General features: G+C 43.6%; 21 protein-coding genes. 10 read left to right on the forward strand and 11 right to left on the reverse strand.

From position 1 onward, the window contains the following. The 3 genes from GVT53_RS03300 (at window position 1) to GVT53_RS03310 (ending at window position 4,617) form a co-directional block, all read left to right on the forward strand. Window positions 1-615, forward strand: a complete 615-nt coding sequence (locus GVT53_RS03300) for a trimeric intracellular cation channel family protein (RefSeq protein ID WP_166247407.1) — start codon at window positions 1-3, stop codon at window positions 613-615. A 191-nt stretch (window positions 616-806) separates the two neighbouring features. Continuing rightward, window positions 807-1,952 carry a hypothetical protein gene (locus GVT53_RS03305; protein ID WP_166247408.1) on the forward strand — a complete coding sequence of 382 codons (1,146 nt, stop codon included), beginning with the start codon at window positions 807-809 and terminating at the stop codon, window positions 1,950-1,952. A 13-nt stretch (window positions 1,953-1,965) separates the two neighbouring features. After that, entirely contained in the window at window positions 1,966-4,617 is a 2,652-nt protein-coding gene (locus GVT53_RS03310) for a TonB-dependent receptor (RefSeq protein WP_166247409.1), read from the forward strand. Between the two features lie 88 nt (window positions 4,618-4,705). Here GVT53_RS03310 and GVT53_RS03315 read toward each other — a convergent pair whose 3' ends face one another. Together GVT53_RS03315 and GVT53_RS03320 are read right to left on the reverse strand one after the other, a co-directional pair. Further along, complete coding sequence (locus tag GVT53_RS03315; RefSeq protein ID WP_166247410.1) at window positions 4,706-5,425, reverse strand: dienelactone hydrolase family protein; 720 nt, start codon at window positions 5,423-5,425, stop codon at window positions 4,706-4,708. Window positions 5,426-5,479: 54 nt separating this feature from the next. Further along, window positions 5,480-6,196 (reverse strand): peptidylprolyl isomerase, encoded by a 717-nt coding sequence (locus GVT53_RS03320; RefSeq protein WP_417941813.1) that lies wholly within the window; start codon window positions 6,194-6,196, stop codon window positions 5,480-5,482. Window positions 6,197-6,200: 4 nt separating this feature from the next. On the opposite strand from GVT53_RS03320, the gene GVT53_RS03325 reads away from it, so the two are divergent. Beyond that, the gene (locus GVT53_RS03325; protein ID WP_166247412.1) at window positions 6,201-6,842 is read left to right on the forward strand and encodes an NUDIX hydrolase; all 642 of its coding nucleotides are present in this window, start codon (window positions 6,201-6,203) and stop codon (window positions 6,840-6,842) included. A gap of 41 nt (window positions 6,843-6,883) precedes the next feature. After that, window positions 6,884-7,705: a lysophospholipid acyltransferase family protein gene (locus GVT53_RS03330; protein ID WP_166247413.1), complete on the forward strand. Its 822-nt coding sequence runs from the start codon at window positions 6,884-6,886 to the stop codon at window positions 7,703-7,705. Here the strand turns inward: GVT53_RS03330 and GVT53_RS03335 are convergent. From GVT53_RS03335 to GVT53_RS03345, 3 genes are all read right to left on the reverse strand, one after another. After that, window positions 7,702-8,346, reverse strand: coding sequence for a hypothetical protein (locus GVT53_RS03335; protein WP_166247414.1), 645 nt, complete (start codon window positions 8,344-8,346; stop codon window positions 7,702-7,704). The two genes, GVT53_RS03330 and GVT53_RS03335, sit on opposite strands and share 4 nt — an antisense overlap. 2 nt (window positions 8,347-8,348) lie before the next feature. Then, window positions 8,349-8,843: an RNA polymerase sigma factor gene (locus tag GVT53_RS03340; RefSeq protein WP_166247415.1), complete on the reverse strand. Its 495-nt coding sequence runs from the start codon at window positions 8,841-8,843 to the stop codon at window positions 8,349-8,351. 72 nt (window positions 8,844-8,915) lie between these two features. Next, a complete protein-coding gene (locus tag GVT53_RS03345) occupies window positions 8,916-10,343 on the reverse strand; it encodes an amidohydrolase (protein ID WP_166247416.1) in 1,428 nt (475 codons plus the stop codon). Between the two features lie 101 nt (window positions 10,344-10,444). Here GVT53_RS03345 and GVT53_RS03350 point away from each other — a divergent pair, with 101 nt between their 5' ends. Next, on the forward strand, window positions 10,445-11,752 hold the full coding sequence (locus GVT53_RS03350; RefSeq protein ID WP_166247417.1) for an NAD(P)/FAD-dependent oxidoreductase: 1,308 nt from the start codon (window positions 10,445-10,447) through the stop codon (window positions 11,750-11,752). On the opposite strand, the gene xerD is transcribed toward GVT53_RS03350, so the two are convergent. After that, window positions 11,749-12,654 (reverse strand): site-specific tyrosine recombinase XerD, encoded by a 906-nt coding sequence (gene xerD, locus GVT53_RS03355; protein ID WP_166247418.1) that lies wholly within the window; start codon window positions 12,652-12,654, stop codon window positions 11,749-11,751. The genes GVT53_RS03350 and xerD overlap by 4 nt on opposite strands. Before the next feature lie 226 nt (window positions 12,655-12,880). On the opposite strand from xerD, the gene GVT53_RS03360 reads away from it, so the two are divergent. The 4 genes from GVT53_RS03360 (at window position 12,881) to aroQ (ending at window position 15,102) form a co-directional block, all read left to right on the forward strand. Next, window positions 12,881-13,405 (forward strand): hypothetical protein, encoded by a 525-nt coding sequence (locus GVT53_RS03360; protein WP_166247419.1) that lies wholly within the window; start codon window positions 12,881-12,883, stop codon window positions 13,403-13,405. 74 nt (window positions 13,406-13,479) lie between these two features. Continuing rightward, window positions 13,480-13,941: a hypothetical protein gene (locus tag GVT53_RS03365; protein WP_166247420.1), complete on the forward strand. Its 462-nt coding sequence runs from the start codon at window positions 13,480-13,482 to the stop codon at window positions 13,939-13,941. Between the two features lie 150 nt (window positions 13,942-14,091). After that, window positions 14,092-14,604: an outer membrane beta-barrel protein gene (locus GVT53_RS03370; RefSeq protein ID WP_166247421.1), complete on the forward strand. Its 513-nt coding sequence runs from the start codon at window positions 14,092-14,094 to the stop codon at window positions 14,602-14,604. An 81-nt stretch (window positions 14,605-14,685) separates the two neighbouring features. After that, window positions 14,686-15,102 carry a type II 3-dehydroquinate dehydratase gene (aroQ, locus tag GVT53_RS03375; RefSeq protein ID WP_166247422.1) on the forward strand — a complete coding sequence of 139 codons (417 nt, stop codon included), beginning with the start codon at window positions 14,686-14,688 and terminating at the stop codon, window positions 15,100-15,102. Here the strand turns inward: aroQ and GVT53_RS03380 are convergent. The 5 genes from GVT53_RS03380 to GVT53_RS03400 form a co-directional block, all read right to left on the reverse strand. After that, window positions 15,094-15,375, reverse strand: coding sequence for a DUF3817 domain-containing protein (locus GVT53_RS03380; protein ID WP_108245000.1), 282 nt, complete (start codon window positions 15,373-15,375; stop codon window positions 15,094-15,096). The two genes, aroQ and GVT53_RS03380, sit on opposite strands and share 9 nt — an antisense overlap. A gap of 176 nt (window positions 15,376-15,551) precedes the next feature. Continuing rightward, on the reverse strand, window positions 15,552-16,943 hold the full coding sequence (gene lpdA, locus GVT53_RS03385) for a dihydrolipoyl dehydrogenase (protein ID WP_166247423.1): 1,392 nt from the start codon (window positions 16,941-16,943) through the stop codon (window positions 15,552-15,554). A 165-nt stretch (window positions 16,944-17,108) separates the two neighbouring features. Next, window positions 17,109-17,513, reverse strand: a complete 405-nt coding sequence (gene msrB, locus GVT53_RS03390; protein WP_166247424.1) for a peptide-methionine (R)-S-oxide reductase MsrB — start codon at window positions 17,511-17,513, stop codon at window positions 17,109-17,111. 17 nt (window positions 17,514-17,530) lie between these two features. Continuing rightward, the gene (gene msrB, locus GVT53_RS03395; protein WP_166247425.1) at window positions 17,531-18,022 is read right to left on the reverse strand and encodes a peptide-methionine (R)-S-oxide reductase MsrB; all 492 of its coding nucleotides are present in this window, start codon (window positions 18,020-18,022) and stop codon (window positions 17,531-17,533) included. A 111-nt stretch (window positions 18,023-18,133) separates the two neighbouring features. Further along, window positions 18,134-18,712, reverse strand: coding sequence for a collagen-like triple helix repeat-containing protein (locus GVT53_RS03400; RefSeq protein WP_166247426.1), 579 nt, complete (start codon window positions 18,710-18,712; stop codon window positions 18,134-18,136). Between the last annotated feature and the right edge of the window lie 136 nt (window positions 18,713-18,848).

Here is an 18,848-nt window from a genome sequence, read left to right on the forward strand (position 1 = left end):
ATGCTTTACCAGACCATTGATATTTTGGGTACCATCGCCTTTGCCATTTCCGGGGTTTTGGTCGCCATGGAAAAGCGATTGGATTTATTCGGCGTATTCATCATTGCTTTTGTCACCGCTATCGGGGGTGGTACATTGCGCGATCTATTGATCGGGAATACACCGGTAGGTTGGATGCACGACCTGACCTATGTGGTCACGATATTTGTCTCTGTGGTTTTTGCCATCATTTTTGTGAACAAACTCAAATACCTGAGAAAATCTTTGTTTTTGTTCGATACGATCGGAATAGGACTGTATACCATGGTAGGCGTGGAAAAGGGGCTCGAAGCTGAACTTTTACCTGTAATCTGCATATTTTTGGGCACTATGACGGCCTGTTTTGGAGGTGTTATACGAGATATACTCTGTAATGAAATTCCAGTGATATTTCGCAAAGAGATTTATGCCACAGCCTGTATTTTGGGAGCCCTGAGCTATTTTTTGATCATACAGTTCCCCGTAAAGGATGAATATGCCTACATCGCGGCTATTTTTGTGGTGATCTTGCTGAGGTTGTTGGCCGTTCGCTTCAAGATAAGTCTCCCCAGTATTTACGGGAAACAAGCCTCTTAATTGATATCCCCGCTATCTTTCAATACCGGTTAATTGTTGTTTAGTGCCATTAACCTATTGTTAATAAATTTTACTCTTTCCTTAGTCGAAATCGCTCGGCCATACATCTACATTGCTCCCTAATCATAAAATTAACTTTTCAAGGAGTTGATTGGTATCGCCAACCTCCTCAAACCATCATTTAATCAGGTATGAGAACATCACAATCATTGATCATTACATTTTTGGGTTTGATTTCATTTATTGGAATCGACAGGGCAAATGCACAGGGATGCGTAGCCATAAGGCATTTTTCGTCTTGTGTGGGAAACACGTTGGAAAACAATCTCTTGGGACCGGGGGACATTCAAATCGGAAGTAATTATAGATATTTTAAATCCTTTCGTCATTTTAGGGGAACGCACGAGGAGCCCGATAGAGTGTCCAACGAAACAGAGGTAATCAACCATTCACATTCTTGGGATTTCTTTTTGACCTACGGGATTTCGGAGAGGTGGTATGCCAGCATCACCATTCCCACAGTGATCAACACACGCTCCTCGCTTTATGAGCATGGGCGCGATGAGCGGAACACCACCTTTTCCCGAGGCCTGGCCGATATTAGGGCAGGCGTAGGTTACTGGTTGTTTGATTTGGAAAAGCACCAGAACGGAAACGTGGCATTGGGCCTTGGGGTAAAAATACCAACGGGCAGTTATAACGCTTCGGATATTTTTTATAATGTCGGCCCAGAGGGCGGACCGGAGGTCAGGCCAGTGGACCAGAGTATACAGCCGGGCGACGGAGGTTTTGGAATTACGGTGGATTTTCAGTTCTACCAAAAAATTGCGGAACGCTTTTTTGCTTACGGAGGTGGCTTTTACTTGATCAACCCAAGGGAGGTCAATGGAACGAGAACCTTTAGGGAAACTTTGAGTCCCATTCTTCAGAACGAGGCCATTATGGCCGTTCCCGATCAATTTTCGGTCAGGGCAGGGGTAAGCCATAGTTTGGGCAATACTATTTCTGCTTCCTTGGGCGCTAGGTATGAAGGAGTTCCTGTTAAAGACCTCATCGGAGGTAATGAAGGTTTTCGGAGACCAGGAAATGTACTTTCCATTGATCCGGGAATCGCATTCATAAAAGATAATTTTTCTTTGAACCTTAACGTGCCCTTCGCAGTAAGAAGGGAGCGTCCCCAGAGTGTCACCGATTTGCAGACGGAACAAGCGACGGGTGAGCCCAGAATGGGGGATGCAGCTTTTGCCGATTATTTGATCAATGTGGGCGTATCCTACCGTTTTGCGAACAATAAAGTAAAGGTCGACCCCGAACTTATGGATGAGTTCAATAATTAAGCTATCAATATAAATGAACTTTAAGATTGCCCAACAAATTCAAAAATTATCATTCTTATGTATTTTACTCCTTGGTCTTCAAGGAAAGAGTCAGGAAAGTATCAAGGGCAAAGTAGTCGATGCCACAGATGGCCAACCCTTGGCCGGTGCACAAATAGTGCTCAGCCCAAGTCAAAAGGGAACCCTGACCGATGAGTTTGGTTACTTCCAAATAGATACGGGTAGAGATGATAATTCTCTTAGTGTAAGGTATTTGGGGTATGAGGGCCAGGAGGTTTCCATATCAAACAACAATGATTTGGGTACTCTGGCATTAAAAAGGTCCAACACCACATTGAGCGAGGTAATCGTAAGTGCGTCCCCAAAAAATTTTAAAAATGATTTTAAGGGAAGCAATTTCAGAATCAATCCCGTTTCATTAAAAAATATAAATCCGTTGAGTACCGAGGAGGTGCTCCGGACGATTCCCGGGGTAAATATAGTTGGGGACATGGGCTTGTCCAACCGACCGAACATCAGTATTCGGGGTTCTTGGGGACGCCGTTCCAAAAAGGTTCTTTTAATGGAAGATGGTACACCGGCGGCCCCGGCACCGTACATAGCTCCTGGCGCCTACTATAATCCGGTGAGCGATCGTATCACCTCCATCGAAGTGTATAAGGGGGCAGATCTGCTACGGTACGGACCCAACAATATGTACGGTGCCGTTAACTACATTACCGCGCTACCGCCTCAAAAGCCCACTTTACGGCTTAAATTGACAGGTGGCCAGCGAAACTATACCTCAGGGCTGTTTTCCTATGGCGGAACTTGGAACGATATCGGAGGTTTGGTAGAAGGTGTTTACAAAAAGTTTGATGGATTTACTGATAACTCCTCGGTAGAGATTTTGAATCTGAACGCAAAAATATTCGCCAAACTGTCCGACAGCCAATCACTTTATTTTAAGGTGAGCGGGCAGTTCGAGGATAATCAGGCCTCTTTGAGCTCGCAGACACCGTTCACATTTGAAACCGACCCGACCCAAAATCCATTGGATGCTGACCAATTTACCATGAGACGCTATGGTGTCGACATTATCCATAAATGGTTGCCCAATGATGATTTGAGCTTCACTACAAAAGTATATGCTTCGGATTTTGAACGTGATTGGTGGCGTCAGGTCACTGCCAAGGTCAGGGCATCGGAAGTCCAGGATTATGTAGGCGATGAAATTTTTAATGCTAGATATGGATATCTATCAGGAAGAACATTTGATGATGAAGACTATGTTATTGTTGGTCGGGTGACCAGCGGGCAGGAAAGCACCACGGACAGTCGTTGGATCTATCGTGTTTCGGGTATCAAAGAGACCGTTGATGTATCATGGGAAGCCTTTGGGGCTCCAAGTGCTTTCGAAGGAAGCATCAATCTGCACCACGAAACATTTAAGGACGTTTTCTTGGAAGCGGACAACTCGAGATGGGCCAGGTATGGAACCGCCACCAAAGATTTGTGGTACAGGTTGTGGTCTGCCAATGGTTATGTTCGCAATGAGTTCAATTTTGGAAAAGTTGGGGTGACTCCCATTCTCCGTTTTGAACATGTGGATATGTTTCGGCAAGACCTTTTGGGATTAGCTCAAAACCCAGATTTGGAAAGTACCATAGAAGGCAGGGAACCCAATGTGTACAATCAATTTTTGCCTGGAATTACGGTGGATTATGACTATGGGGAGGGTGAATTTTACGGTAGTTTGTACCAAGGTATGATCGCTCCATCCAAAGTTTTCGGGTTTTTAGTGGAACAAAATGGTGTTGTTACCAATCCTTTGGCGGGCCAGAGCATTAATATTGAACCGGAATTGAGCTGGAACAAGGAAATTGGTTGGCGAGGCAGCCTATGGAACAATTTTATCCAAGGACAATTGACCTATTTTCACAATGCGGGCAGAAATTTTTATGCCGGGGGGCGCAACGAGGTGTTCACTGAGTTGGGGAAAATTGATGTCCAAGGTATCGAAATGGGGATCAATGTAGAGCTTTTAAACACAAAAGGTCATCAATTGCATTTTATGGGCAATGTTACCTATATGCGATCAAAAGTGAAATCGGGCAAGTTGGAGGATAGGGACCTTTTTTCTCAGGTTATACATGGTACAGATACACAGAACGAGTATGTGTCCATGGTAAATTCCAATAGAGATGCCTACGAGATATACGTGGACAACGGGGGAGGGGAAAACTTGCTGACCGAACAGACCATCGATGCTTCGCAATTTGGTAGTATTACCCGTAGCGTAGTCACTTTTGGTGATGGAGGATTGTCAAATACAGAGGCTCCCTATACGCCCAATATTAATATGAGCTTGGGCCTAAATTACGATTGGAAAGAATTATCCAGTGGTTTTAATGTGCACCATGTGGGCAAACAGTACACGGAATTTCACAATTTTGTAAATGAGTCTCCTGATGGCGCCATCGGTCAGTTACCTTCCTATACTACCATAGATGCATTCGTGAACTACGATTTGACCATTGGTAAAAAAATCGATGCCACCATATTTGTAAACGGAAAGAACATTACGGATAATATATATAGGGCTTCACGTTTGAACAGGGCCACTTCGGGATTGTTCGGAGGCGGTTTCAGACAGATTATTTTTGGAATCAATATGAAGATTTAAATCTGGGGGTCTTGATTTTTACGGTTCGGGAAATTGATTTATCCCGAACCGTTATTTTTAAAATTGGCTACAAATCTTATTTTATTCCTCAACCTGCGAAGACTTCTTGGAAAAAGTTGGCCATCCTCAACCAGGAACGGTCGCTGGCCAGTGGGTTGTACATCATGCCATCATCTGGAGCATTGGCGTTGGGGTTGGTAAAGGCATGTCCCGTTCCGCCAAAAACATCCATTTCCCATACGGCATTTCTATCGGTCAGTTCATACCCTAAGGAAACCACATCTTTGGGAAATGCCATGGGGTCTTCCCAACCGTGCAGGACCAATACTTTTGCTTTGATTTCCTCTTCCTGTTCCAATCCATTGGGATCCAAAAGTCCATGAAAGGAAACAGCGCCCTTAAAGTCGGCTCCGGAACGGGCGAGGTCCAATGCACATTTTCCTCCAAAACAGAATCCAATGATCCCTACATTTTCTGGGTCTGCTAAATCATGTTCCTTTATACTGTTGAATGCGAGAATTATTCGGTCGAGCAATTTTTGGCGATCGGCCACCACTTCGTTCATGAGCTCTTCGGCCTCACCTGCATTTTTGGCTCTTTTTCCCTCGCCATAAACATCAATGGCCAATGCCAGATAACCAAGTTTGGCCAGCTCAATGGCCTTATCCGTTTCAAATTGTGATTGTCCTGCCCATGTATGGGCGACCAATACCACGGGGCGTTTTCCTTGAATGCTATCATCATGGGCGACAATTCCCAAATAAGATTGCCCATCGTCCGCATAGCTAAAATTGTTGGTTTGAATCATGCTGAGTTTAGTTATGTATTGAGAGCCATTAAATTATATTATTTTTTGATTCTATTACAAAACTTCAGCTTTAAGTATGTATATATTTTGCCAAGGCCAATCGCCATCTCCGACCGGTACATTATTGATGGCATCCACTACGTCCATCCCTTCTACCACGCGCCCAAAAGGGGTGTACGAGCCATCCAAGTGATAAGAACCGGGATTTGTGACCACAATAAAGAATTCGTAAGGGGAGGCCAGTTTATGGGGGTTGTCCCGTTCGCTGCTGGGCATGGAAATGGTTCCCCGATGGTGTTTGTGCCCTTTGTTGGCATCCGGTGGGAGCAGATACCTTCCAATATCGCCACGTTTGCGCGCTGTTTTTCGGTCGTCCGAATTTCCTCCTTGAATAATGAAATCCTTCACCACCCGGTGAAACTGGGTACTGTCAAAATATTTTTGTCTTGCCAAATAGATAAAATTGGCTTTGTGATAGGGGACATCGTCATAAAGTTGCACGGTAAAGCTTCCCATGGTCGTGGTGATCTTTACCTTATCCTTTTTAAGTTTTTTTGAATAGTCAAAAAAGAAATCGATGGCATTTTCCTCGGTCAACAAAAAAGGTTCTTCCTCTTCCTCTTCGATTGAAGTGGTGTCCGTTTGTATTTTTGCAACACTGTCCGGGTTTGCGATATTTTCCTGAACTTTGTCTTTCTCCTTTTTAGGAGATTCTCCGCAGGAAACGATTAATAGAAATAATATAGTTGTAGCTAAAGCCGATTGTCTCAACAGCATGGATTTTAATGAATTTTACGAACTCGCTTTAAAATTAAAAAATCTCCCACTTCCAGGAGAGGAATCCCATAATAAAATGTCCCCACAGCTCCGAATCCAATGGTTGAAGAACAATAGGGTTCAGGATGCCAACCCCAAAAGGGCAGGGGTAATGGCATTGTTTTACCCTGATGCGGAACACGAAACCCGACTGCTTTTGATCCTACGAAAGGTGTATCAGGGCGTGCATTCCAACCAAATTGGGTTTCCGGGCGGTAAAGTGGAACAAATTGATAAGGATCTAATGGATACCGCCCTGCGAGAAACACATGAGGAAGTCGGCGTTTTACCGAACGAGGTCGAGGTGGTCAAGGAGTTGAGCGAAGTGTACATTCCGCCAAGTAATTTTTTAATGAGACCGTTCATTGGACTTTATCCCAATCCCCGCCCATTTGTGAAAGAAGATTACGAGGTTGAAAGCCTTGTGGAGGTGCATCTCAAGGATTTTATGGACGATTCCAACCATATCAAAGAGATTTTGACGACTTCTTATGCAAAAAACATAGATGTACCCGCCTTTAAATTAAATGGTTACACGGTTTGGGGCGCCACGGCTATGGTATTGAGTGAAATCAAGGAGCTATTGCGTCAAGTCCTTTAACTGCTATTTTGTAAATTTACCGTCAACAATTAACACTTTACATGGGTCTGTTCAAAAAAAATCCCTTTGGTCATATTTTGTTTTTGAAACGATGGCTGATTCGTATCGCAGGTATGATGACGCACCAACGCTACAAGGGGTTTAACACTTTGGAGATCGAGGGCTCGCAGATAATCCGCGACCTTCCCGAGAGCAATGTTCTTTTTGTAAGCAACCATCAAACTTATTTCGCCGATGTGGTGGCTATGTTCCATGTGTTCAATGCCAGTTTAAAGGGACGGGACGACAATATTAAGAACTTGGGCTATTTATGGAACCCGAAGCTGAACATCTATTATGTGGCGGCCAAGGAGACCATGGGGAAGAGTTTGCTCACAAAGGTTTTGGCCTACGCAGGTTCCATAAGTATTGAAAGAACTTGGAGGGCCGATGGCCAGAATGTGAACCGACAGGTAAAGTTCAGCGATATTTCCAATATAGGCAAAGCATTGGACGATGGCTGGGTAATTACCTTTCCACAGGGAACGACCACCCCATGGAAACCATTGCGAAAAGGTACTGCGCACATCATCAAAAAATATAAGCCCGTTGTGGTACCCGTTGTTATTGATGGGTTCCGACGTTCTTTTGATAAAAAGGGCCTTCGGGTAAAGAAAAAGGGAATCCTCCAATCCATGCAAATAAAAGAGCCTTTGGAAATCGACTACGATAATGAATCCATAGATGCGATCTTGGAGAAATTGGAGTATGCGATCGAGCAACATCCATCATTCCTGAAAGTAATTTCGGAGAAGGAACTTCTTGCCTATGAAGAGGAAAACCAAAAAAGGCGCTACAGTTATAAGGGCAAGTTTGATGCTTAAACCTCTAACCGTTTGAGGTCGTTATAATTTTTTCTCAGCTTTTTTAGCAAGATACCATAGAGCAGTTTGTAGAATAGCCAAATAATGATCAGTACTGCCGTGGTGACCGCAATCGAAACAATGATGATCAATGCCCAAAACTCCGTGCTGTCACCATCTTGGGCCGCAGCCTCTACCAATTCCTGGCCCTCGGGGGTATATAGCAGGACCCCATATGCATAAATGATTGCACTAATGGTAAAGATGATGAGGTTGAACCATACATACTGGGTCACTGTCCGCTTTACTTTTAGAATGGTCCGCATCAAGTTTTTGGAGGAATCGGTGAAAGAGATTTTCCTGTAATTGGTGTAGAACTTATAGATAAAGTAAAATATGATGGCGTAGTTAACGGCATTCAGGACCATTACAACCTTATAAATGTGCATGGCCTTGAGTTCGTCCATGGTTTCGGGGCCGCTAAAAATAATATTGATGCCCGCCCAGAAAACAAATTCTATTATGCTGATGTAAAAAATCCATTTTACTATGGACGACGACTTTTTCTTGGTCATCGGATAGATTTGCCCGTAGGACAGTTTGGGTAGGTCCGCTTCCCGCTTCTGCCAATCTTTCTTCAAGAGTTCCAGTTCATCCAGCATAATCACGGATTTAATATAGTTCTTAATTTATTTTTCACCCTGCTCATCTTCACTCGTGCATTTACTTCGGAAATTCCCAAAGTTTCGGCTATTTCTGAGTAATCCTTGTCCTCCAGGTAAAGGAAGACCAAGGCCTTATCAATATCGCCAAGTTGTTTTACTGCGTCGTACATCAATTTTAATTGTCGTTCCTCCGTATCATCATAGTCAGTGGCCTTGATTTTATAAAGGACCGAATCAAAGTCTTGGGTCTTTACCCTTTTCTTCGATTTTCTGTACAACGTTATGGCCGTATTCAATGCAACACGGTACATCCATGTGCTAAACTTGGCATCTCCCCGAAACTTTGGGTATGCTTTCCACAACTGAATAGTGATTTCTTGGAACAGATCGTTATGCGAGTCCTTGTCGTTGGTATATAGACTACATACCTTATGGACAATGTTCTGATTGTCCTCAAGTTCCGTCACAAAACGATGTTCCAGTTCTTTGTTCACTAAGCGGTTGGTAAGTTTGCTTTATCTATTGGTATCGATAAAGCTGCTTTTGTTACAATGTTTGGATAAAAATTATTTGCGGTAATCAAGTGCAGGTGGTCTGTTGCCCAACATGGGAACATATTTAAAGTCCTTGCCCCTTCTTTCTTCCAGTTCTTTTTTGGCGGCCTCTATGGTTTTGGGGCTTTCAAAAATATCCATGGCGGTAAGTGCCAGGGTTTTGGCAGCGACCATCATTCCCTTGGAACCTATGCTCATACCACCGGCTGCAACGGCCTGCCAGCTGTGTGCTGGTGTTCCGGGTACCCAAGTTGCAGTACCAAGACCTGCGGTCGGAACGGTGTAGCTTACATCACCGACATCGGTGGAACCAAATGCTTTGGCGGTTTCTTTATAGGGTTGAACGGTTTCGGCCATTTTCATGTCCAAGCTTTCGTTGCCCAAGCTTTTTGATATTTTCTCGGCGAAGGCCTTTTCCTCTTCATTATAGGTGATACCGCCAACTTTGACCAAATTGTCGTACATGATTTTTTGTACGGTAAGGTTGGGAAGCAGTTCATGGGTCCCTCCGATCATTTCATATTCCATAGTGGTGCCCGTGCCCAAGGCTGCTCCCTCGGCAGCTTTTACGATCCTATCAAAGATGTCCACGACCACATCCCTGGTATTGTGCCTTGCGTAATAGTACACTTCGGCAAAATCGGGGACTACGTTCGGGGCCTTGCCGCCATCGGTGATCACGTAGTGGATTCTAGCGTCTTCTGGGACATGTTCTCGCATCATGTTCACCATGGCGTTCATCGCCTCCACACCATCCAATGCGGAACGTCCCATTTGTGGTGCCGCCGCTGCGTGGGCGGAAATCCCATGGAATCTGAATTTGGCCGATTTGTTGGCCAAAGCAGCGCCTGCACTTGCAGCATTTGCAGAGCTTGGGTGCCAATGAAGAGCGACATCGACATCATCAAAAACACCTTCACGGACCATATAAACTTTTCCCGACCCGCCTTCTTCCGCAGGGCATCCATAAAATCGGATGGTTCCTTTGATGTTGTTCTTTGCCATCCAATCCTTTACGGAAATGGCCGCAGCTGTGGACGCGGTTCCGAACAAGTGGTGGCCACAGGCATGTCCTGCTTCTCCACCGGCTGATTTTTTCTCGGGAACGGCCTCTTGGGACAGACCGGGCAGGGCATCGTATTCGCCCAAAATGCCTATAACCGGGTATCCGGAACCATATTCTGCTTTAAATGCAGTCGGTATACCGGCAATTCCTGTTTCTATGGTAAAGCCGGCTTCGGACAAGGTTTCTTGCAAAAGAGCAGAGCTTTTTTCTTCCAAATAGCCCATTTCGGCAAGATCCCAAATTTCATGGGCGATTTCGCTGTATTTCTCTGATTTTGATTCTAGATCATTGATAACATCGTTTTTCTTTTTTTGGGCATGTAGACCCACGGTGCACAATAGCAGAAATGCACCCAAGGGGAGAAATTTTCTCATTGGTTGTGGTTTTTTTGAGTTAGCGCTTAAAGATACAAAAAAACCAACCCCTACGTGATCTGCTTGAGCATGGAATACTTAAATTTGTAAGTATGTCGAGCATGAATATTCCTCAATCCAGTAATCCAAGAGTCGTAATTATAGGCGGCGGTTTTGGAGGCATTGCATTAGCAAAAAAATTAAGCAAAAAAGAAGTCCAAGTGGTTTTGTTGGACAAGCATAACTACCATAACTTTCAGCCCTTGTTGTATCAAGTATCTACCGGTGGCTTGGAACCTGATTCCATTGCCTATCCAATTAGAAAGGTACTTCAGGGATATCCCAATTTCTTTTTTCGGTTGGCGCAGGTCCAAGAAGTGAAAACGGATACCAAAAGAATCAAGACCAATATTGGTGAGATTTTTTATGATTATTTAGTGGTCGCGACCGGTTCTGAGACCAATTTCTTCGGAAACAAGGGCATCGAGACCAAAGGAATGGCCATGAAGACCATTCCACAATCCTTGAACTTACGTAGCCTGATCCTCGAGAATTTTGAACAGGCACTTTTAACGGACGACCTTCATGAACGCGATGCCCTTATGAATTTTGTGATCGTGGGCGGCGGACCAACGGGAGTGGAACTTGCCGGTGCCCTGGCCGAAATAAAAAAAGGCATCCTTCCCAAGGATTATCCTGATCTGGACACCCGTAGGGCCCAAATAAACTTGGTGCAAAGCGGCGATAGGATTTTACCGGCCATGAGCGATAAGGCTTCGGAAAAGGCGGAAAAATTTTTGGAGGAACTTGGCGTGAATGTTTGGAAGAATATCCGCGTTACCGATTATGATGGCAAACGGGCAACTACGGACACCAAAACCATTTTTGAAGCCGAGACCTTGGTTTGGGCTGCAGGTGTAAAGGCCGTTGCGCTGAAAGGTTTGGATGCCCAAGAGCTGCTTTGCAGGGGCAATAGGTTGCGTGTGAACGAGTTCCATGAAGTTATAGGTTTGGAAGGTGTTTTTGCCATTGGGGATGTGGCACAGATGGAAACAGAAGCGTTTCCAGAGGGGCACCCGATGATGGCACAGCCTGCCATGCAACAAGGAAGGAGCTTAGGGGAAAACTTGGTCCGGATGATAGAAAACAAACCCATGAAGCCCTTTGTTTACAAGGATAAGGGGAGCATGGCCACCGTTGGGCGCAACAAAGCCGTGGTGGATATGCCAAAGTTTAAATTTCAGGGAGTGTTCGCCTGGTTTGTTTGGATGTTCGTGCACCTGTATTTTCTTATCGGTTTTAGGAACAGGCTCGTGGTGTTCATCAACTGGGTGTACAATTATGTCCGTTTTGATCGCGAAGCACGACTGATCATCCGACCTTTCAAAAAGCAGAACAAAGTGGAGCGGTATACGTTGACTAGGGATTAACTCTCCGATTTCCGTGGGTGAAACTCTTTCAGGATCTGGGCCAAATGTGAGCGGTTTACATGCATGTACACTTCGGTGGTGGTTATGCTCTCATGGCCCAACATTTGTTGAATGGCCCGTAAATCGGCCCCGTTTTCCAAAAGATGGGTAGCAAATGAATGTCGGAACGTGTGTGGACTAATATTCTTTTTCAATCCAATTTGCTCAGCTAATCGTTTCACAATGGTAAAGATCATGGCGCGCGTCAGTTGTTTTCCCCGGCGATTTAGAAAAACGAAATCTTCATGTTCTTTTTTTATGGTCAAATGCGCTCTTATCTCTTTCCAATAAATGTTGATGTACTTTTTGTTCACTTCACTGATGGGCACAAAGCGTTGTTTGTTTCCCTTCCCCGTAACCTTGATAAAATCTTCATCAAAGTAGAGGTCGGATAGTTTTAGGTTGATGAGTTCCGAGACGCGGAGTCCACAACCGTACAAGGTTTCCAAAATGGCCCTATTTCGCTCGCCTTCGGGCTTGGATAGGTCAATGGCGGCGATCAAGTCGTTGATTTCCTCTTCCGAAAGGGTATCGGGCAACTTTCTGCCAATTTTTGGGCTCTCTATCAAATCCATAGGGTTGTCCTCCCGGTAATCCTCAAAGACCAAATAATTAAAAAACCCCTTTAAACCGGAAATAATGCGTGCCTGTGTTCTTGGGTTGACAGTTTTGGCGATATTATAAATGAACTGCTGCACTGTTTCCCTGTCTATTCCAATGGGTTTCTCAGGAATGCTCTGTTCATCAAGATAACTGGCAAGTTTTTGAAGGTCCATGGTGTAGTTGGAGATGGAATTTGGTGAAAGTCCCCGCTCGATCTTCAAATAATTTTGATAATCTTTTATTGCTTGTTGCCAGTTCATGGGTTCAAATATAGTGACATTACTACATCACTATTGCTCAAAAACGGCCATCGGTCAACTCAAAAGCCCCTTTGGTCAATTGGGTAGGGTTAAATACAATTGGTTTCAATAATTTTCCACTTAGAAAAGAGTTGAAAATGCACGAAAATCGATATTGTAAGAATTTTATTTCAAAAAGGCACTTTTTATATAATGATGACGTTCTCTTGTAAGTAAAATTTTAACAATGAAGAAAAAAACATTTGTATTGGTGATCATAGCCTTGGTTACCGTTGGTTTTTCGTCCATGGCACAACGAGTGGACCGGACAAATTTTAAAGCGGGAATTCACGCTGGAGTGCCCTTTGGGGATATTTCTGATTTCTCAAACTTTGAAATCGGGCTCGATTTAGGGTATCATTGGGGCGTATCGGAACTTATAGATGCAGGTATTTCGACAGGATTTATGAATGCCTTTATAAATAATGATACGGTGGATTTTGGACCGGTGGAAGCGCAAGGAGACTTTCCCAACATCCAATATCTTCCCGTGGCCGGGGCATTTCGCATTTACCCGACCTACGATTTTAAATTGGGCGCCGATGTCGGTTATGCAATTGGAATAAATGATGGAAATACGGGAGGACTTTACATCAGACCAATGGTCGGAGTAAACATAAGCAGTACTACCGAACTGAATATTTCCTACGTGAAAATAAGTGATGATTACGATTTCTCAATGGCAGCATTGGGACTTCTATTTTTATTTTAAAATAAAGAACGACAGTAAATAACCCCAAATCCTTACAGTTTAAACATGAATATTAACCACTAATTACACTTAAAATGAAAAAATTACTTTTAGTTATTGCATTTGTTATGTTGGGCAATTTGGCCGTAAAGGCGCAGACCAGTTACAAGGCAGCCCTTGGCTTGGGCATTGACCTTTATGATGAGGCCACCTTTTTTGGAGCTACGGGAAAATACTTTTTCTCCGACAACCATGTGGGCCAAGCGGATTTAGGTTTTGAGGACAATGCGACCATCGCTACGTTTTTGTATTCCTATCACAAAGGATTTTTTAGGGCTCCGGGCTTGCGCTGGTATGCCGGGGTTGGGCCGAGTATTATTTTTATTAAGAACTCGGACAATATTTTTGCACTGCGTCCGCATTTGGGGCTCGACTTTAAGATTGATGGAGTGCCTTTTGTGCTTAATTTTGATTGGCGCCCATCGGTTGTATTGAGCGATGTTGGCGAGAACGAGGTCGCAGCTTTTGGCTTTGGACTCCAATTTGCCATTAATTGATGAACGGCATTCCAAAAACAATATCAAGCAGGTGAAAACCTGCTTTTTTTATGTCTAGGGAAATGATCAATAGCAAAACATTTTAATTTTCCTACGAAAGGTTAAAGAAGTACATTGTTATATTTGCGTATTAACTAAAACTATTTTATCGTGAAAAAACAATTTGTTCTATCGGTATTTTTTGTATTTGTTTTGACCATAAGCACATATGGTCAGGAAGGATTTGCTGCCAAGGCAGGTTTCAACAATGTATCTGTCAGCGTTGACACTGGCGATGATTTTTTTGGGGAAGCAAGCGATAGCGAACTGGGCTTTTATCTGGGCGGTGGCTACAACTTTGAGCTTTCGGAGGATTTTGACATTGAACCTTCTTTGCTCTTCAGCTTTGTGGATGACCTAACCTCGTTGTACATTCCTGTGATGTTCAAATACAAGGTTGCCGATAAGTTCAACATCCAAGGAGGACCACAGATCAACTACTTGTTGGAAGATCTTCCTGATGGTGAGTTTGGTCTTGACCTCGCCATTGGTGGTGGTTACCAAATCGATTCCAACTGGTTTGTGGAGGCAAGATATGGCTTCCAAGTATCCAGAGGTGGAGATTTTGGCGATTTTGTGGACATCAATACCCTTACCATTGGTGCTGGGTATAGGTTCAATTAAACCGATACCATTACATGAAATAAAAAGCGGAAGTAATCTTCCGCTTTTTTTGTGCTTGAAAAATATCCTACTTTTACCAGTATGAAACTTATCATCATCAACGGACCCAATCTTAACCTCTTGGGAAAACGTGAGCCCGAAGTGTATGGGAGCACCACTTTTGAAGACTACTTTAAAAAGCTACAACAAAAGTTTCCCGATGTGGAACTGGAATATTATCAATCCAACATAGAAGGGGAGCTTATTGGTAAAATACAAGAAGTTGGGTTTGATTATGATGGTATCATCCTAAATGCGGCGGCCTACACACATACTTCGGTTGGAATAGGTGATGCCGTGAAAGCAGTGGAAACCCCGGTAATCGAGGTGCATATTTCCAATACGCATCAACGGGAAGAGTACCGTCACGTTTCCTTTATTTCACCTGCAGCAAAAGGAGTTATTCTTGGATTTGGACTCCAAAGCTACGATTTGGCCATCCAGAGCTTTTTAGGCTAAATCTTTCAAGTATTTTTTATCGGCATAAAAAGTGCCAAAGGGGAGAAGGGATGCTATGAAAAGGATGATAAACCTTTTGAGCTTCCATTTTCGTTCCCAACAAAAAACTATGGCCACTACTACATATAGAATAAACAATATTCCATGTGCCATACCAACAACTTGGTTCGGTTCAGGAATATCTGCCCAATGCTTCAACGGCATGGTCATTCCGAAAAGGAGTAGATAGGAAATACCTTCTAAAATAGCAGTGGCCCTAAAAATTTTAAGCATCAATTTACTTGTGTTAACCTGTTTTGTTTTTTAAGAATGCAGCTAAAAACAGTCAATTCGAGTGAAATTCCTAGGGAATTTTATATCGAGAATTGTTTTTGGCATGACATTTTGGTTCTCGATACAATTTTTCTTTCGAAAAATCACTCGAACCGACAAAAATGTTGACTCAATTATTATAGGTGGATTACTTCATCATATGCATCGGCAACGGCTTCCATCACGGCTTCGCTCATGGTTGGGTGCGGGTGAACAGATTTTAATACTTCGTGGCCTGTGGTTTCCAATTTTCTGGCAACAACGGCCTCGGCGATCATATCGGTCACACCAACACCGATCATGTGGCAACCCAACCACTCACCGTATTTGGCATCAAAAATTACTTTTACAAAGCCATCTGGGGTTCCGGCTGCTTTGGCCTTGCCACTGGCGGAGAATGGAAACTTACCAATCTTAAGGTCGTATCCTTTTTCCTTGGCTGCTTTTTCGGTCAATCCTACGGAAGCTACCTCGGGGATACAGTACGTACATCCTGGGATATTACCATAATCCAAGGCTTCCACATGCATTCCTGCCAACTTTTCCACACAAAGAATCCCTTCGGCGGAGGCAACGTGAGCCAATGCCTGTCCAGGAGTAACATCTCCAATGGCAAAATAGCCGGGAATGTTGGTCTGGTAGTAATCGTTCACCAAAATCTTATCCCTGTCTGTAGCGATTCCAACATCTTCCAATCCAATGTTTTCAATGTTTGTTTTGATTCCCACTGCGGATAGTACGATATCGGCTTCCAGTACTTCCTCGCCTTTTTGTGTTTTGACGGTAGCCTTTACACCATCACCAGAGGTATCTACCTTGGTGACTTCGGCGGAAGTCTTGATTTTTACTCCAGACTTTTTGAAGCTGCGCTCCAGTTGTTTGGAGATATCTTCGTCCTCAACGGGAACAATGTTCGGCATGTATTCCACAACGGTTACCTCGGTACCCATGGAGTGGTAGAAATAGGCAAATTCCATTCCGATGGCGCCACTGCCCACCACGATCATTTTCTTGGGTTGTTTTTCCAAGGACATGGCCTCGCGGTAGCCAATTACTTTTTTACCATCCTGAGGGAGACTTGGTAATTCACGGCTGCGCGCTCCTGTGGCAATAATGATATTATCGGCGGAATATTCGGAGGTTTCCCCGTTTTCCGATTTTACTTCAACTTTTTTGCCCGGTTTTACCTTTCCAAATCCATTGATGACCTCGATTTTGTTCTTTTTCATCAAGAACTGGACACCTTTGCTCATTCCATCGGCAACACCGCGGCTTCTTTTAATAACGGCACCAAAATCGTGCTCTACATCCTTGGCGCTCAAACCGTAATCTTCGGCATGCTTCAAATATTCAAAAACCTGAGCGGATTTAAGAAGGGCCTTGGTCGGGATACAACCCCAGTTAAGACATACACCTCCCAAACTTTCTTTTTCTATAATGGCTGTTTTGAAACCTAATTGTGATGCCCTTATGGCAGTAACATATCCACCTGGACCACTTCCCAAAACAATTATATCGAACTTGCTCATTAGATTTTGATTTTAGTTGTTAGATTAGAAACTTGCCGTCTCGGCAGGTGCAAAAGTACGGAAAACCATCCCCATTTCCCAAGTTGAAAAAAGGCAAATGTGGGTTTGTTTGTAAAACAACTAAAAAAAAGTTTTTACGATAAAAAGTTCTATTGAAAACTTAATTTATTCTTCAGCATCAAAATCAATGCTCACCGAATTGATGCAGTACCGTTGTCCCGTCGTTTCTTTGGGGCCATCGTTGAAAACATGTCCCAAATGGCTTCCGCAATTGGCACAAACGGTTTCGGTCCGTATCATCCCATGGCTGGTGTCCCTAATATATTCGATGGCGCCTTCGACAGCTTGGTCGAACGAGGGCCATCCGCAGCCACTTTCAAATTTATGCTCACTTTCGAACAATTTTGCGTTGCAGGCCTTGCAATGGTAATCGCCATTTTCAAAATGAAGGTCGAACTTTCCGGTGTAGGGGCGTTCGGTTCCTTTTTGGCGCAGTACATAATATTCTTCTGGAGAGAGTTGTTTTTTCCACTCCTCTTCGGATTTGTTCACGCTATATTTTTTGTCCATGAAAATTTTTAAGGAATTTATTTGTTGTCCGGGATAAAATCAAGGGCTGCTCCGTTAATACAATGCCTTTTTCCCGTGGTGTTGCTTGGACCATCATTAAAAACATGCCCCAAGTGCCCGCCACATACGGCACAATGCTCTTCGGTACGTGCCACACCGATTTTGTAGTCGGTATCAAAAGCGACGTTTCCTTCAATCTCTCTATCAAAGCTGGGCCAACCGGTCCCTGAATCAAACTTGTGCTCGCTTTTAAAAACAGGGGTCCCGCACCCTGCACATACGTAGGTCCCTTTTTCCTTGATGTCCAACAAGTCGCTCGAAAATGCGTTCTCCGTGGCTTCTTTGCGCAAAACGTAATACTCCATTTCGGTAAGCTCCGCCCGCCATTCCGCATCGGTTTTGTTGACTTTGAATGCAGTTTCTTTAGTATTTTCTTTTTTTTCTTCCTGAGACGTTCCCTTGCATCCCATAAAGATGACGAGAACAATCAATAGCAATCTTTTTCCCATGAATTGTTTTTTATGTGTTTGGACGCAGTTTGGTTCCGTTCCTTTCAAAATAAATCAAAAAAAAGTCCCATTGATTATCAATGAGACTTAATATACTCTTTTTTATCGAAACTAATTAATGTTCAATTTCATGACTTCTCCTTCGCCAATTTGGAGTTTTGACATTACGTTGTCGATGTTGGCAGGATCAAAATCTGGCGATTCTGCAAACTCGCTGGGCACAAAAACAATTCGGAACAATTGATCATCGGTGAAGTCGGTGCTCAAGGTGGATAAATCAAAATTGCCGTCAATAAATAGTTCAACATCCACAAAAGTGTGGGCGAAAACGTATTGCATGGTGCCTTCGGGCAAGAAATAATTCTGAGGCAGTTGTGTCCAGGCATCGGCAGTGGACCCGTCGCTAAGATCGATAACGCCATCGTGTCTGTATACCAAAACGGCGTCCGATTCAAAAACTTCGAAATTGGTCACGTCCGAAAAAGTGATCAAGGTGGAAAAAAGATTGTCTTCGGCGATATAATCAAAGTTAACGCCCTCGACTTCTACCACTTGCCCTTGGATGCCCGGTGCTCCTTGAGGTCCTTGTGCTCCATCAAGCCCATCGAAACCTGGAGGGCCTTGTGGTCCTTCGCAAGCTGCGAGGACAAAAACGATTACTGCGCCTAAAATTGTACTAAATTTATTCATGATTTTTGGATTTTGAATTTGTGTTCGTTTTAACTCTTGTTGCAATAAAATCAAAAAGCGTTCCATTTTTAAAAAAATGTTGTTTCTAATATCAAACCTGTCGGGATAATCGTATTCCTGCCCAAAGATGCTTATT

This window comes from Flagellimonas oceani, assembly GCF_011068285.1.
Lineage (GTDB): Bacteria > Bacteroidota > Bacteroidia > Flavobacteriales > Flavobacteriaceae > Flagellimonas > Flagellimonas oceani.

Excerpts from the sequence above, each read along its gene's own strand:
- GVT53_RS03300 (WP_166247407.1), top strand. The coding sequence starts at position 1 with ATGCTTTACCAGACCATTGATATTTTGGGTACCATCGCCTTTGCCATT.
- GVT53_RS03305 (WP_166247408.1), top strand. The coding sequence starts at position 807 with ATGAGAACATCACAATCATTGATCATTACATTTTTGGGTTTGATTTCA.
- GVT53_RS03310 (WP_166247409.1), top strand. The coding sequence starts at position 1,966 with ATGAACTTTAAGATTGCCCAACAAATTCAAAAATTATCATTCTTATGT.
- GVT53_RS03315 (WP_166247410.1), bottom strand. The coding sequence starts at position 5,425 with ATGATTCAAACCAACAATTTTAGCTATGCGGACGATGGGCAATCTTAT.
- GVT53_RS03325 (WP_166247412.1), top strand. The coding sequence starts at position 6,201 with ATGGATTTTAATGAATTTTACGAACTCGCTTTAAAATTAAAAAATCTC.
- GVT53_RS03330 (WP_166247413.1), top strand. The coding sequence starts at position 6,884 with ATGGGTCTGTTCAAAAAAAATCCCTTTGGTCATATTTTGTTTTTGAAA.
- GVT53_RS03335 (WP_166247414.1), bottom strand. The coding sequence starts at position 8,346 with ATGCTGGATGAACTGGAACTCTTGAAGAAAGATTGGCAGAAGCGGGAA.
- GVT53_RS03345 (WP_166247416.1), bottom strand. The coding sequence starts at position 10,343 with ATGAGAAAATTTCTCCCCTTGGGTGCATTTCTGCTATTGTGCACCGTG.
- GVT53_RS03350 (WP_166247417.1), top strand. The coding sequence starts at position 10,445 with ATGAATATTCCTCAATCCAGTAATCCAAGAGTCGTAATTATAGGCGGC.
- xerD (WP_166247418.1), bottom strand. The coding sequence starts at position 12,654 with ATGAACTGGCAACAAGCAATAAAAGATTATCAAAATTATTTGAAGATC.
- GVT53_RS03360 (WP_166247419.1), top strand. The coding sequence starts at position 12,881 with ATGAAGAAAAAAACATTTGTATTGGTGATCATAGCCTTGGTTACCGTT.
- GVT53_RS03365 (WP_166247420.1), top strand. The coding sequence starts at position 13,480 with ATGAAAAAATTACTTTTAGTTATTGCATTTGTTATGTTGGGCAATTTG.
- aroQ (WP_166247422.1), top strand. The coding sequence starts at position 14,686 with ATGAAACTTATCATCATCAACGGACCCAATCTTAACCTCTTGGGAAAA.
- GVT53_RS03380 (WP_108245000.1), bottom strand. The coding sequence starts at position 15,375 with ATGCTTAAAATTTTTAGGGCCACTGCTATTTTAGAAGGTATTTCCTAT.
- lpdA (WP_166247423.1), bottom strand. The coding sequence starts at position 16,943 with ATGAGCAAGTTCGATATAATTGTTTTGGGAAGTGGTCCAGGTGGATAT.
- msrB (WP_166247424.1), bottom strand. The coding sequence starts at position 17,513 with ATGGACAAAAAATATAGCGTGAACAAATCCGAAGAGGAGTGGAAAAAA.
- msrB (WP_166247425.1), bottom strand. The coding sequence starts at position 18,022 with ATGGGAAAAAGATTGCTATTGATTGTTCTCGTCATCTTTATGGGATGC.
- GVT53_RS03400 (WP_166247426.1), bottom strand. The coding sequence starts at position 18,712 with ATGAATAAATTTAGTACAATTTTAGGCGCAGTAATCGTTTTTGTCCTC.